At 50.7% G+C, this 13,326-nt stretch carries 16 protein-coding genes; 1 reads left to right on the plus strand and 15 read right to left on the minus strand.

The features are described from left to right. Positions 1 to 23 precede the first annotated feature (23 nt). From F384_RS09745 to F384_RS09785, 9 genes are all read right to left on the minus strand, one after another. Entirely contained in the window at positions 24 to 242 is a 219-nt protein-coding gene (locus F384_RS09745; protein WP_226991637.1) for a TIGR03758 family integrating conjugative element protein, read from the minus strand. Between the two features lie 11 nt (positions 243 to 253). Continuing rightward, complete coding sequence (locus F384_RS09750; protein ID WP_226991638.1) at positions 254 to 565, minus strand: RAQPRD family integrative conjugative element protein; 312 nt, start codon at positions 563 to 565, stop codon at positions 254 to 256. 143 nt (positions 566 to 708) lie between these two features. Next, positions 709 to 1,410, minus strand: coding sequence for a TIGR03747 family integrating conjugative element membrane protein (locus tag F384_RS09755; protein WP_046481296.1), 702 nt, complete (start codon positions 1,408 to 1,410; stop codon positions 709 to 711). Next, positions 1,403 to 3,514, minus strand: coding sequence for a type IV conjugative transfer system coupling protein TraD (gene traD, locus F384_RS09760; RefSeq protein ID WP_046481297.1), 2,112 nt, complete (start codon positions 3,512 to 3,514; stop codon positions 1,403 to 1,405). Before traD ends, F384_RS09755 begins: the two co-directional genes overlap by 8 nt. Beyond that, entirely contained in the window at positions 3,511 to 3,999 is a 489-nt protein-coding gene (locus F384_RS09765) for an integrating conjugative element protein (RefSeq protein ID WP_046481298.1), read from the minus strand. The genes traD and F384_RS09765 overlap by 4 nt, the downstream gene beginning before the upstream one ends. A gap of 26 nt (positions 4,000 to 4,025) precedes the next feature. After that, entirely contained in the window at positions 4,026 to 4,556 is a 531-nt protein-coding gene (locus F384_RS09770) for a transglycosylase SLT domain-containing protein (protein WP_046481299.1), read from the minus strand. Next, entirely contained in the window at positions 4,532 to 5,215 is a 684-nt protein-coding gene (locus F384_RS09775; RefSeq protein WP_077259939.1) for a TIGR03759 family integrating conjugative element protein, read from the minus strand. The genes F384_RS09770 and F384_RS09775 overlap by 25 nt, the downstream gene beginning before the upstream one ends. A 10-nt stretch (positions 5,216 to 5,225) precedes the next feature. Then, positions 5,226 to 5,714, minus strand: coding sequence for a hypothetical protein (locus F384_RS28715; RefSeq protein ID WP_075212271.1), 489 nt, complete (start codon positions 5,712 to 5,714; stop codon positions 5,226 to 5,228). Positions 5,715 to 5,847: 133 nt separating this feature from the next. Then, on the minus strand, positions 5,848 to 6,132 hold the full coding sequence (locus F384_RS09785; protein ID WP_046481300.1) for a hypothetical protein: 285 nt from the start codon (positions 6,130 to 6,132) through the stop codon (positions 5,848 to 5,850). 333 nt (positions 6,133 to 6,465) lie between these two features. Between F384_RS09785 and F384_RS09790 the strand changes: the two genes are divergently transcribed. Beyond that, entirely contained in the window at positions 6,466 to 7,479 is a 1,014-nt protein-coding gene (locus F384_RS09790) for a DUF4917 family protein (protein ID WP_046481301.1), read from the plus strand. A gap of 292 nt (positions 7,480 to 7,771) precedes the next feature. Here the strand turns inward: F384_RS09790 and F384_RS09795 are convergent, their stop codons facing one another. The 6 genes from F384_RS09795 to F384_RS09820 form a co-directional block, all read right to left on the minus strand. Further along, positions 7,772 to 9,574: a DNA topoisomerase III gene (locus F384_RS09795; RefSeq protein WP_046481302.1), complete on the minus strand. Its 1,803-nt coding sequence runs from the start codon at positions 9,572 to 9,574 to the stop codon at positions 7,772 to 7,774. A 159-nt stretch (positions 9,575 to 9,733) separates the two neighbouring features. Continuing rightward, on the minus strand, positions 9,734 to 9,907 hold the full coding sequence (locus F384_RS09800) for a hypothetical protein (protein ID WP_155403988.1): 174 nt from the start codon (positions 9,905 to 9,907) through the stop codon (positions 9,734 to 9,736). A 162-nt stretch (positions 9,908 to 10,069) separates the two neighbouring features. Next, a complete protein-coding gene (locus F384_RS09805; protein WP_306463071.1) occupies positions 10,070 to 12,304 on the minus strand; it encodes a DEAD/DEAH box helicase in 2,235 nt (744 codons plus the stop codon). 85 nt (positions 12,305 to 12,389) lie between these two features. Further along, positions 12,390 to 12,653 (minus strand): hypothetical protein, encoded by a 264-nt coding sequence (locus F384_RS09810; RefSeq protein ID WP_148675902.1) that lies wholly within the window; start codon positions 12,651 to 12,653, stop codon positions 12,390 to 12,392. Positions 12,654 to 12,741: 88 nt separating this feature from the next. Continuing rightward, positions 12,742 to 13,044, minus strand: a complete 303-nt coding sequence (locus F384_RS09815; protein ID WP_049106072.1) for a hypothetical protein — start codon at positions 13,042 to 13,044, stop codon at positions 12,742 to 12,744. 15 nt (positions 13,045 to 13,059) lie between these two features. Then, positions 13,060 to 13,326: a hypothetical protein gene (locus tag F384_RS09820; protein ID WP_046481306.1), complete on the minus strand. Its 267-nt coding sequence runs from the start codon at positions 13,324 to 13,326 to the stop codon at positions 13,060 to 13,062.

Raw genomic sequence — 13,326 nt, forward strand, 5'->3', positions numbered from 1 at the left:
TTGTTCCTTTGCAGAAGAGATAATTAGCTGAGCACCAGCCAGAAGCTGACCAGCAGAAGGAGCACGGTACGGGCAACAATGCTGCCGAGTTGTTTCAGGGAAAGATTTCCGGTTGAGAAGGCGCGAAGTGAGCGCATACAGACCCACGCAGCCCAGAGAAAAAGCGCTGCGCACAGCAGACTGAGAAACAGCAGATTAACTTCGGCGGGTTTTGCCGAACTGCCTGCCTGAAAAGCCGTCATCTGGGCATCCGTCACTGCGCATTCTCCCGCCGGTAGTGCCCTGCAAGCGGCAATACGGGCTGAGGCTGGGCGCGGGAAGGTGTCAGGTATTGTCCAACACCTGAACGGATCGCACGGATATCGGCATATGCCTGCGGGTAATCGAAGAAAAAGCGCTGTTCAGGTGCAACAGATGCCTGCTTCTCGGCGCGCTGCAGTGTGGATTCAAACTGATTTAACTGATTCAGCAACAGCGACAAATTTTCCCGCTCTGTTGCCGGGGCTGCTATTGGATGACCTGCCAGCAAACATCCGCACAGGCACAAATATGAAAAACGTTTCACGGTACTCTCCATAAATGAATAGCAAGGAGAGCACCAGCATGCCGGGACCATTATATTCATTCCGCAATGAACTGTTTTCCCGGTAAAAACAAAAAATCCCTTCTGCGGAGAAAAGGGATTATAAAATTACCCCCCCCGGTTGACTACATATATTTCTTGAAGAGACCAAACATAATACTGACCATCAGACCACAAAATGATGCTGCCGGTAATAAAATAAAGCAGGGGTTAACGGAAAATGGCAGAGACAGATAAACCACCCACGCCAGAAAAAATACTGGCATAACCGATCTTTTAGCATGGTGATAAATAAATCCGGACTCATAGCCGCAGCCAAACCGACGAATATCACGCCGCACCAGCCCATCAACGATTCCCACCAGAACCGCCAGAATAAATAAAGGAGCAGTGAGCAGCAGAATAAAAACCCGCAGCACAAACGTCAGAGTGATCCAGACCGAAGCCTGAATATAGGTGTCGATCCAGTATATCCAAGCGTTATCTGGCCTGTTTCGCAATTTTTCCAGCCAGGGGATAAATCCGGTGTCGATAAAAACCCACTGCCAGGTCTGGTGCAGAATAATTTCCAGTTTCCCGGCAGGGTCAGTCATCAGCAGACTGTGTGTGACATTTTCAGCAAACCAGCTTAACTCTTCGTTCATCATCAGATGGCTGTGTTCTGCCCCCTGTTCGGGCCAAATAAAAGCAATGCCCAGCCACTCAACCGCCAGGCTGAAAAACAGGGAACCAATCAGCGTAGCGCTGGCCTTCCCCAGCCAGGACAGTGGCGTGCTAATCAGTCCCTTCTTCGGCGGATTGTTGTTCTGAACCGGTGCATCACTCATTCAGTCCCTCCTGCAGGGCGGTAAGCAGAGCAGAATGGTCCACAGGGATATCCGGCATGGCTGTATTATTCCACCACTGTTCGCCGGTGTGGTAATTCGTCTGCATATATTCCGCGAGCTGCGCGATACTGTCTGGCATCAGCTTATCGTTATCCGCAGCGGGCAGCGGCATGCGGATTTTCCACAGTTGTCCCCCTTCCAGCAGGGCAAATGCCTGGCCCTTCGGAAGCTGTATCAGTGCAGCCGGATCAATCAATGGTACGCTGACAGAACTTACCCTGTCCTGGGTGTTGCTGGTGAAGTCCGTCCCTGTTTCCGGGTTTGAGGAGTCCGTAACGCCGGAAATCACCGTATTCGTCAGCACATCCACTTCATGTAATTGTCCCGTCATCAGTTCCGCCGTGGCGGTTTCGCGCACGCGCAGCATAATCAGGTTGTTGAAGTTGCCTATGACCTGGCCTGCTTTCGCTGCATTGCCTATCCGCGCCTCAATATCACTCAGCGTCTGGGTATAGGCGGTCACCTGGATGCCTGCACCACCGCCTTTGTTGATCAACGGAATAAACTCATCCCCCATCAATTCGTTGAACTCGTCACAGTGGAGGTTTATGGGGATTTTTGCAGGATTATCTCCGCCCGGCAGGCCGTCATTGACACCGAATTTATAGATATAACCAGCGATGGAGACCAAATCGGCGAACATACTGTTACCGACAGCGGCTGCGATTTCGCTATCAGACAATGCATCCAGACCCACATACACAACACCACGTTTGCGGATAATCTGCTGCCAGTCGAAAATCGGACGTGGATCTTCCAGATCACTGTAAGACGGGGCCAGAAGCTGCGCAGTTTTTCCGGTTGTCAGTTTTTCCAGTAAGGGCAGCAGGGAGGCCACAATTTTGTCGAAATAGGTCTTGTCATAGCGCACAGCAGAACGCAGGCCATCAAGGATCGGGTCGTAAATTTTTGTGGCGGCCAGATACTGTTCCAGCGCGACCACATGTTTATCCCGCCCCTGCAAATTTCGCGGCGTATTTTTCTCGTTCACCTTCCCGGCGATCTGCGCAATGATTTCCCACGCTTTCGGCTCGTGCTTTGGCAGGTAGTACTGGGCATAGCTGATAAACAGATCATCAATGTTAATAACGTGGCGGCTGATTTGCAGATAATCCGGACGCTGGCCCAGCTCAATGAGTGCGCGAGAAATGATATTGACAAACCGCCAGGCAAATTCTTTAAACGCGGCAGAGTTTCCTTCCCCGGAAAGCTGACCGGCTATGCGGCTCGCCACTTCCGAAATTCGTCCGAAACGGCCTACAGCGTTATAGCGGGCACTGATATCCGGCCAGCCAAGGTGAAAGACATAAAACTCATCCTCTCTCCCCGCCCGTTTCGCCTCCGCATATGCTCGTTTCAGCAGGTCGGCATCGCCTTTCGGATCAAAAATAATGACCACTTCTCCACGTCGGATATCCTGGGTGATAAACAACTCCGCGAGCCGGGTTTTACCGACGCGGGTGGTACCCATAACCAGCGTATGCCCAACGCGTTCACCCAGCGGCAGGGTGACATCAGCCTCATCCAGTTCAATACCGTGCAACAGCGCACTACCGCCGACGGGCGGCAACGGGCGTACCGGATTCAGCGGGCTGTCGCAGGACAGAATACGCCGTATGGCCGGCAGGCTTGCTTCAAAGTTTTTTTCCAGGCTGCGGGCCTGACGATAAAACCAGCCGGGGTGGATATAACCCGCCACCTCCGGGCGGCGGCAGGTATGCAGACGCTGAGTATGTTTCTGCTCCCAGCGAAAACCAAGCCCGATAAAAAGGTTGTGGCGGCTGACAGGTACCTGGCTGCTTGTCATTACATAACGCGGCAGGCGGCGAATATTGCGACGGTAGCGCAAAATCGTCATTCCCTGTCGGGCACGAATACCGGCGAACAACAAAAATCCCCCTGCCAGCGGATAACTGACGGAAGGGGCCAGCATCACCGACCACGGCGCAATCAGGCAGACAGCTCCCGCAGCCAGTCCGGCTGTGGCACTGTATAGCTCCACAGCCGGGCGTAGCAGCGCTTCAATCACATGGCGGTTACTCATTGAGACAGCCCGGTATCTGTGATCAGCACCGGGTATGTATCCAGTTGCAGGCGCTGCGCCAGATCGTCGCCGCTGACCGGCAACAGCGGCAGTCCCTCTGCCTGCTGGCGCAGTGCATTCAGATCCGCTTCTGACGCCACGTTCACCACCAGCCCGGTGGCATTCAGCGATTTAAGCCGGGACTTATGCTCTGTCAGCCAGCGTACCGACAACGGATCGTCGCCCAGAATAAACAACGGCGTCATTCCTGGCAGCGACAGCGGGCGGGATGATACGACTCCGGGACGCAGAAGAGTGGTCACCACAGGGAATACGGCGCTTTCCAGCGGAATAACCTGCGAAGGTGTCTGTTCTCTCTCCGGTTCCGGTGCAATGACCTCAAATAATGGAGCGGTTGACTCGCCGCCCAGGTCGGCCACTACGATCAGCGCCTGAGTGGCACAGGAGAATGCAAGCAGTAAAGCAGGAATAGCTATTTTCAGCATGTCATGAATTCCTTCTTTATATTGGTTCATGAGGAAATTTTTTGCAGATAGCGAAGCACTTCAGTGCGATAGCGCTGTGCAGGTTTACCCCCTGCCGGATGGTGATAGCGACCAGCCGCTTCCTGCCAGCTCTGCCATTGATCGTAATGACCACGTAGCAAACGGGCTGCGACCTGCAAATTGAGGTAAGGCGTCAGTGCATCACACGGCGTGGTGAAGTGATGCCCGTTCCAGCCAAGATTGATTTGAGCCAGCCCCGCATCAATACGCTTTGGATTGATGGTGCGCATAAACTGATTCAGTGCCGCACAGGCATCCTGACGAGTTGAATAGCGGTAGCCTTTCCCGGCGATATTCAGCGTCCACGGCCACGGTCGGATCCCCTGCGGTACGTGGGAACCGCTTTCGGTCAGCGCCATGGCATACAACAAATCAGCGGGAACGCCAGCCTGCTGAGCTACCCGCCGGTAACCTGAAGGAACATCCTGCTCAGCGTGAGCAAAAGGCAGAGGCGACAGCAGAATCAGCCATATCAGGGAGCGGTAATGGGTAGCCATGTGTCCCCCTGCTTTTCCAGAACCACGGGCATTTTTCCCTGCCCGTAGTGCAGCCAACGACCAGCGTCATGGTTCAGCGTGACTTCCCGGCGCTGTACCCGCGTATTATCTATATGCTGTGAAACCGCCCAGCGCCGCAGACGACTGTCGTTGTTATCGCTGCCTACCAGCCAGATATCCAGTGGGTTTCCGGCATTAAGCAGCGTTTTCAGACGAGTATCGCAGGCGGTGCAATCTTCCCGGACAAACACCGCCAGTCGCGAAGTCCTGTCCGGCGTGGTTGCCACAGCGGGCATCAAACCAGGAAAGCGGCGTTTCCAGGCTGCATCATAGGCTCGCTGAAATGCGAGTTCTTTCTCCACCCGCTGAGACTCTTTTTCCACCAGCAGATCGGCGTATCTCTGGCGTTCGGCATCCGTTGTTGCCTCTACTCCTAGCAGGGTCAGCGGATCAAGCGACGGTGACCAGATGCCGCGCTCGCTATGTTTCAGCGTTTCATAGCGACTCCACTCTTCCAGAGTCAGCCCCCACTGCTGTGCTGCGGGATGGGAGGAAAGCGGCGTTTCAGTGCTGTTCTGCACAACGGAGGTCGTTTCGTTTCCGGCCTGCGCAAGAGGTGTTGCCAGCGTCAGCAGAAGTGCCAGATATTTACCTTTCATCAGGCTCACCTCAGCTCAGGTTATGAGTGGCAGATGAAGGGGCAAAACAGACCGTACGGGTGACTTCGTCAACTGCCATTGTCCACGCCGGACCGGCAATAATTTTCAGGGCATCGTCAATGCGAATCGGTCCTGCCGAGCGCTGAATATCCGGCAGAGGACTGCTAAACAGTTGTCTGGAATCATCTGTTACGGGCAGGCATAAGCCGTAGCCGGTTCCCGTCAACCAGAGCTGCAGGGCGTCACCGCGCGTCGGCAATTTCCCGTTTTTTTTCGGTGCAGGAAAAGAATGGCTGGCAACCTGGCGCAGTGGATAACGCAGCACCTCATCCTGAGTGAGGCTGACCAGCGTGTAGCGAGCTGTATGGACTACTTCAACGGGTGTCGGTGAGGCAGAAATAACAGGGGCGGACTCTGGTCTGGTGACCGATTTAGGGGCGCAGGCTGTCAGCAAAATCGTAGTAATAACTGCTACGGGCCAAAATAGATATTTTCGCATAATAAACTCTCCGGCTAATAAGACCGGGACAGCATGAGAAAATCAGTCTGAAAAAACCGCAGTAAACTGAACAGAGATAATGACAAATAAAAAATGACGCCCCGGAGAGCGTCAGCGATACAAAAAATTGTTATTACTGATACCACCAGGTATCAAACTGCTCAGCAAAATCATTTGCCTGCTGGTAATGAACGCCAAAGTTATGGGTAAAATACCCGTCAGAAGTAGCATAACTGACAAAACAATCACCATTACGGTGTTCCATCAGTGCCGCACTGGTCTGATATTTTTGTGCCAGCGTAATAAGTTCATCAAGCTGAAAACCATGCTGTAATGCCGTCAGCAACATAGACTGAACCGCCTGCATCTCTGCATTACGCATGAAATTCAATTGAGCCTGGTAACTTTCATCATTCATATCATGCTCCGGGAAATAAAAGGGCTTACTCAAAGGGCGCCGTCAACGACAGCAAATTGCCGAAGCAATAAAAACAAACTACAGCTGATGAAATAATAAAGAACTCACTTTCCATAAAATAAGAAGACTACCGATTCTGACCGGTAGGCTATTTAAAAAATAATGTAGAGTGATGATTAACTCATCATCGTATTGGTATGAAATGAGTTGATGCCCCAGTGCTATTGGAGTTGCACCAATTTAATCTTATATTTTTGCCTATTGGATCACATTTCATAAAGCCATAACAAATAAAATACAACAGTTTGCTTACACAATAAATTGGAGTCTGATATGCCATATCCCATTATGTCATGGGCACAGATTGCACCAGCCTACTCACGAGGAACGATTCTACTGGGCAACGGTGCCAGTATTGCCATATCACCAAGCTTTAGTTATGGCTCATTACTTGAACATGCCCAAAATACACATCAACTTTCAGAAGATGTATATCGTTTATTTGATTTTTTTGGAACACACGATTTTGAACTCATACTTCGGTTGGTATGGCAGGCATCGAATGTTAATAGGTCTCTTCGAATACCAGACGCTCAAACACATCAAGCCTATCAGAATGTCAGAGAGTGCCTGATTCAGGCTGTACGTAATGTGCATCCTGCGTATGATCAGATAAGTCATCATTTACCTAACATGTACCAATTTCTTAAAGGATTCGACACGATCTTTTCATTGAACTATGACTTATTGGTCTACTGGACAATGACATATGGACTAGACATCCCTGATGGCCATATGTTTAAAGATTGTTTCATCCGCAGCATGTTCGACGATGACTGGCGGAGATTTCGTGAACGTTACAGAGAGCGGAGCAATACTCTTGTTTTCTACCCGCATGGCAGTCTGGCTTTATGCCGAAATAGGGTTGAACAGGAGTTCAAAATATCCAACGATGGAGAAGGACTATTAGAGGCTATCCTTGACGAATGGCGCAGTGAAAGAGTCGTTCCACTGTTTGTTAGCGAAGGCAGAATGGAACAAAAGATTTCCTCGATTCAAAATAGCTATTATTTATCAACAATATACAGGGAGGTTTTGAAATCACAGAGATCTTCGTTGACACTCCTAGGCTGGGGACTTGGGGAGCATGACCTACATTTACTGCATCGAATGCAAGGAACTGGAATCCAGCGGGTAGCTGTCTCCGTTTTTCGCCGTGATCAGGTCTATTGTAACTATGCGTATCAAACCATTCAGGATGCACTAGCTCAGCTTGAGCCTGTCCAGGTTGACTTCTTTGATAGCGAAAGCCCTGGATGCTGGATTCACCCTATGCCTCAAATATAGGTAAGTATAAAAGGAAAGCGCCGCAGGGCGGCGCTGACAGGTATTCACCTGAATGAGAATGAATAAGAAAACAGACAATTAAACCATCCCCCGGTATGGCCTGACTGACCATACCGATCCGCTATGGGGAAACGGATCGACAACATGGCGCTTTCGCACAAACGGCTCCGTTTGATTGCCGGTCGGCCCCGGCACAAGGCAGGATGCTGCATCAGCCATGTCTGCACATTCTGCCTGACAACTGGCGGCTGAGAGGCCATCAATTCGTTACCGGCATAAAAGGAAATCGATATCATCGGGCCTGCTCGACCATCGTAGCGATCCATACTGACTGTTTTTGCAAAAATACTGCCAGCGGCAGTTTACCGGCGGCAATATCATCCAGCGCCTGCTCCCACAACGCTGTCATTCCAGGGTCTTTGACAATATCCGGCAACATCGCCATCAGCGTGACAGCATTGTCTGTGGCAATAAGATAGTGCTTCTCTTTGCGGATATAGCCACGTTTCAGCAGGGTTTCAATAATGCCTGCGCGGGTCGCTTCTGTTCCCAGCCCGGCACTTTCTTTCAGTCGCTGTTTCAGTCGTTCATCTGTCACAAAACGGGACGCATTTTTCATCGCCGCAATCAGCGTCCCTTCGGTGTAATGTTCAGGCGGGCGGGTTTTCTGTGCCCGGATTTTTGCGCCGGTAACAGTACATTGTGTATTTTCCGCCAGTCGCGGAAGTGACTGTTTCTCATCAGTCTCAACTGTATCTTCGCTGAACAGCATCTTCCAGCCCGGCGTGACAACCACGTTTCCGGCGGCGGCCAGCGTATGCCCGGCACATTCCAGCCGCATCTTCGTTTTGTCCGCCTCATACAACGGCAGAAACTGCGCCAGATAATGACGGCGTATCAGGTCATAAACGCAACGTTCATCCTCACTCATTTTGCTGATATCCGCAGGCTGCATTGTCGGAATAATCGCGTGGTGAGCGGTGATTTTTTTATCGTCCCAGACGCGGGATTTTTGCTGAATATTGCACTGTGCCAGCAACGGTTTTAACGCCGGGTCTGTTTGTTGCAGGGCACTGAAAACCTGTGACACTTCGGCCTGCATGGACAGAGGAAGGTATCCACAGTCGGTGCGCGGATAGGTTGTCGCTTTGTGGGTTTCGTACAGACTCTGGGCGATATCCAGCACCTGCTGCGCCCCCATCCCCCATTTTTTCGAGCAGACCTGTTGCAGAGTGCCGAGGTCAAACGGCAGGGGGGCGGATTCTTTGATGCGCTTCGTTTCCGTGCTGATAACGCGGGCCTGCCTGGTTCGGTCAATATCCATCGCTGCCTGTTGCAGAACTGACTGATTAATACAGCGCCCTTCTTCATCGCATATTGCTTCAGATGCCAGCCACTGTGCCTGAAACGGAGTATTCTGCCCGGTCAGTGCAACGGTCAGCGCCCAGTAGTCGCGGGGGATAAAACGGGCTATCTGCTGGTCACGATTAACAATCAGATTCAACGTTGGCGTCTGTACTCTCCCGACCGAAAATACGCAGCCCTTCTGCCCAGGCGTTTGCCCTTTGAGGGTATACAGCCGAGTGAGATTCATCCCGCACAACCAGTCCGCTCTGGCGCGTCCCAGTCCCGCCTGGTACAACGACTCGGTAGCTTCGCCGGGTTTAAGCGATGCCAGCGCTTTACGGATGCTCGCATCGTCCAGCGCAGAGAGCCATAAACGGGAAACCGGCCCCCGGAATTTGCATGCATCGAGAATTTCACGCGCAATCATTTCGCCTTCCCGGTCTGCATCCGTTGCGATAGCAACTGAGGAGGCTTTTTTTAGCAACTTCTGAATAATGGTAAATTGTTTTTTTGTCGCTGGTTTTACCATGTTTTTCCACTGTTCCGGAATAATGGGTAAATCTTTCAGCACCCATTTTTTATATTTTAAGTCATACCCTTCTGGTGACTCCGCTTCCATTAAATGACCAAAACCCCAGGTAACAATAATATCTTTACCAATAAGACACCCATCACCTCTTTGCGTTGCACCAAGAATGCGGGCAATATCTCGCCCCTGAGACGGTTTTTCGCACAGAAATAATTTCATACGGCACTCCTGAAAAAAAAGGGCATCAGAAGATGATGCCCTAACGGGTTGGGAACCCATGTATGACGGGAAGGAAGATCAACCGCAGGATAACGTGATGAGAATTATTCGGGCAGGGGAAACTGTTTTCAGAATACGAAATTAAAGTAAGGAGATAGTTCAGATATGTGTCCAGGCTATCAGTCGGGCAAACTTAACCAGCTCAGGGTCATATATATGACTTTCAATATCACCGATTTCTGAACATCGGGACATCACCGTCATCACCTCATAACCGCAATCCACCAGCCACCATGTAATATGCTCGTCAAACCGGGTAATTAATTCGTCCATAATATATGCCTGATATTCAGCCAGAATTATATTATTCTCTCGTTCAGAACCTGTATATTCCATAAATAACCTCATGGTTAACAAAAAACGATGACGGTTTCCGCAAAAGCAGAAACCATCGTTGTGGGTTAATAAAAGTGTCAGAAAGATATGAAGAGGACATTATTTCATCAACTGTTTCGCGAGAGCGATTTCAACTGAGTCACCGTCTGAGTTAAGAATATCAAGCCCCGACTCAGGTAAATCGCCAGCCGTACTTTGCGCCACAGCAATTTTTCGCGCCATCAGGTCAAGGCAGGCCATCTGGGAGCTTCCGGCATAGCCGAGAAAAATCACCCTGACAGCCAGTTTTTGACCGATACGCCAGGAGCGACGAGCCGCCTGCAACAATGTGTACAGGTTAAATCCCGTCTGCATAAACACGATGGTCGGAAACTCCAGGAGATCCAATCCCGTTTTTACGAGCTCAGGATTGGTGACGATGACATCAATACCCCGCTCTACTTGCTCTGCCACCCAGTCTTCCCGTTGTTCAGGGGAAACCGTAGCGCGCAAGACGGCAACTTTAAGCTCGGCCTGTGTCAGCAGGGCTTTCAGCCGTGAAGTGGTATCACGCGTGCCGCTGTATGTGGAATAGGCCAGTACCTTACGGCCAGCAACTTTTTCTTCAAGACAGAGATTTATCAGCTCCTGCTCTTTCGGCGTGGCCTGCAGGTCCCCAAACAGCGAAGGCACAAAGGCCAGCGTCTGCCGGGTGCGCGGATGTTTCACCGTTTCCGGACGGAAACAACATTCTGGCCATGCCAGTAACACGTTGAGCACAACGCCGAGTAGCGTGGTATCACGCTTTCTCAGCGCCTGCTGCAGCGTTGCTGTCAGCGTACCGGACAGCTCCTGATAAGCATCATGCTGCACTGGTGTCATCTCCACTTCCCGGAACTCTTCCTGGTACGGCGGCAGAACACCGCTGCCCAGGTCTTTGAGCTTGAGAAAAACAGTGTATGGCAGGAGGCAACGCAATACTCCTTTCGGCCCGAATCCTGGCGCTTTAGACACACGTACGGACGTTTTTTTGCCCTTCGCGGTTTTATGCGCGTCGGTACTTTCAGACAGAACCTCTCGGAGCACACCGTGGTCGCGCATAAACTGCATGGCTGCGGCATTCAGACTACCATTGCGACCGGGGCGATAACCTTCCTCCAGCATCCGCTTTGTAAGAACCCGGAACAGAAGAAAGAAGATATCGTCGGCATAGCCCCCTATTAGCGTTCCCGTTAACAGCAGGATTTTTCTTACCTGTGATGCAAGGACTCCCATCGCCTGGCCCTGAGCAGAAGCGCCGCCTTTGTATTCGTGGCCTTCATCTATCACCATCAAATCGAACGTATTTTTAGGCAGGTGCTTTTTGATGAACTCACTGGCCTGGTAATTCCCCTCGCCGAAGCCAAACTCCATATTTGCCATCGCCCGCTCCATTCGGTTTGCCTGGCGGTCAGAGAAGACCAGTTCGCCATTGCTGTCCATCAGGTTGATAAACTCATACAGGTTATCGCCCAGCATAGAAGCCAGAAACTCATCACCAAAGGTGGTTTTCAGTTTCCTGGCAGTGGCCTCTCCTACTGTCGGAATTCGCTTCAGCGCCTTACTGACCATCTGCGACTGTAAATCCTCCGACAACCGGTTCGGGCGCATCAGCGTCCAGAGTGAAGTACGACAGTGCGCACATTTACGGGGGTTTTCTTCCTGTTGCAACCTGGAGGCAGAAATCCAGTGTCCATCAGTATCAGTGATGTGCTGCCCACAGTCAGGACAGACCCCAAAAGCAAATTCACCCCGGTGTCTTGTCGCAAATGCAGGTTTCCAGTGCCAGCCCATGCGCATCCGCACACGACCGAGGATAAAGAACTCCGGTCCGGTAGCGGGCGCATGAAGCTGATCGCGCAGAGCCATCAACTTAATCAGCGTATCAGGGCCGTTGAGAACCCAGACGCGTGCATTTTTGACAGTAGTCTGAATTTCCCGACGCCATTTATAAACCAGATGCGGAGGGGAAAGTACAAGAGTACGGCGGTAACCTTCATGATACAGGACTGTAGCTGTAGCAATCGCCATCAACGTTTTGCCCGTTCCCATTTCGGCATTAATGACAGCCGCACTCTCATTGCGATCGATAAGTAATCGGGTCACCGCCTGAACAACTTCAGCCTGTGCCGGGAAGGGCTTACGTATCAGCCCGTCCATCACAGCTTGACGTTTCGCATCAGGCGTTCCGTCATAAACAGGCGGGTGAGACAGATTCAGGGAATCCAGGAGGCTGTCACCGAATTCATCAATAAACGCATTCAGGGACAGAATGTTCGAAGGAATATCGGGTGTGGTCAGGTGCGTTACGGTCATGGTCATAATCCTTAATAAAAACGGGACAGACCATCCCCTGCGGGGAATGTTGTCCCGCTTGGGTAAATAACAGTAGAGGAATAATTTATTTCATCGGCAGCATAATGACTGTCTGCCCTGCTTTCGTGGTGATCCAAATAGTTATTTCCGGCGTAACCTGATGTATGGATAAAACGTGGCCTATATTATTTTCAAGAGATTCAATATTTCTAACTCTTTCTGCCTCGTTAATACCGCCCCAGTCACCACGAAGGTGCATGGCGACAAAAGGCCCAAAGTTTATTCCCTCAAGCATAAGGTCATGTACTTCTGGTGTGACACTTACCTGTGTGGATGGAACGTGAATCATAAATATATTCTCCGCAATGATGCGACAGTTAAATAGTATGTGTGGGTTTATTATCCGGAAGTGAAATTATGACTGAACAAAAAACTCATCAGGCATGAACAGAAATTATCGTCTGGCTACGATCCGCACTGGTGCTGATTGTCACCATTCGTATGCCGCCGAAAGGATGAAAGTAGCAGGACAACAGGCTGTTGCTGTACTCCAGCGCATACCGGTTAGTCTGGCGCAAAGTCCGCGGAACGTCGCCCCAGTCACCGGAGGTATGTCTCTTCAGTAATTTCTGTATATCATCACCGCTGAGTTTATTTTCACTGTCATCCAGCAATAGATTTCCGAATAAAAAGGCAGTTTTATGCGTAAATTGTGGAAGTTCAAAAAAGCGAAGTTTCATAACAACAACCCATAGCTATCGTTCAGAAGATAACATGATCGTGGTGCTTCCACCTGCGGTCAGTATCCAGACTTCAGTTTTCGGAGTGACGTAATAAACCGAAAGAATTGTACCACCAGAACTAACTGCGCGGTTATTGGCATCTTTAGCCTCATCGCAGATATCTCCCCAGTCACCACATAAATGCCGGTTCAGGAAAGGTGGAATATCTGCACCTTCTATAATCATTTCGCTGATGCCAGGGGTAATACACAGACAACCGGGGGAAAATAAACGTGTCAT

This window comes from Citrobacter amalonaticus Y19 (assembly GCF_000981805.1).
GTDB classification, from domain to species: domain Bacteria; phylum Pseudomonadota; class Gammaproteobacteria; order Enterobacterales; family Enterobacteriaceae; genus Citrobacter_A; species Citrobacter_A amalonaticus_C.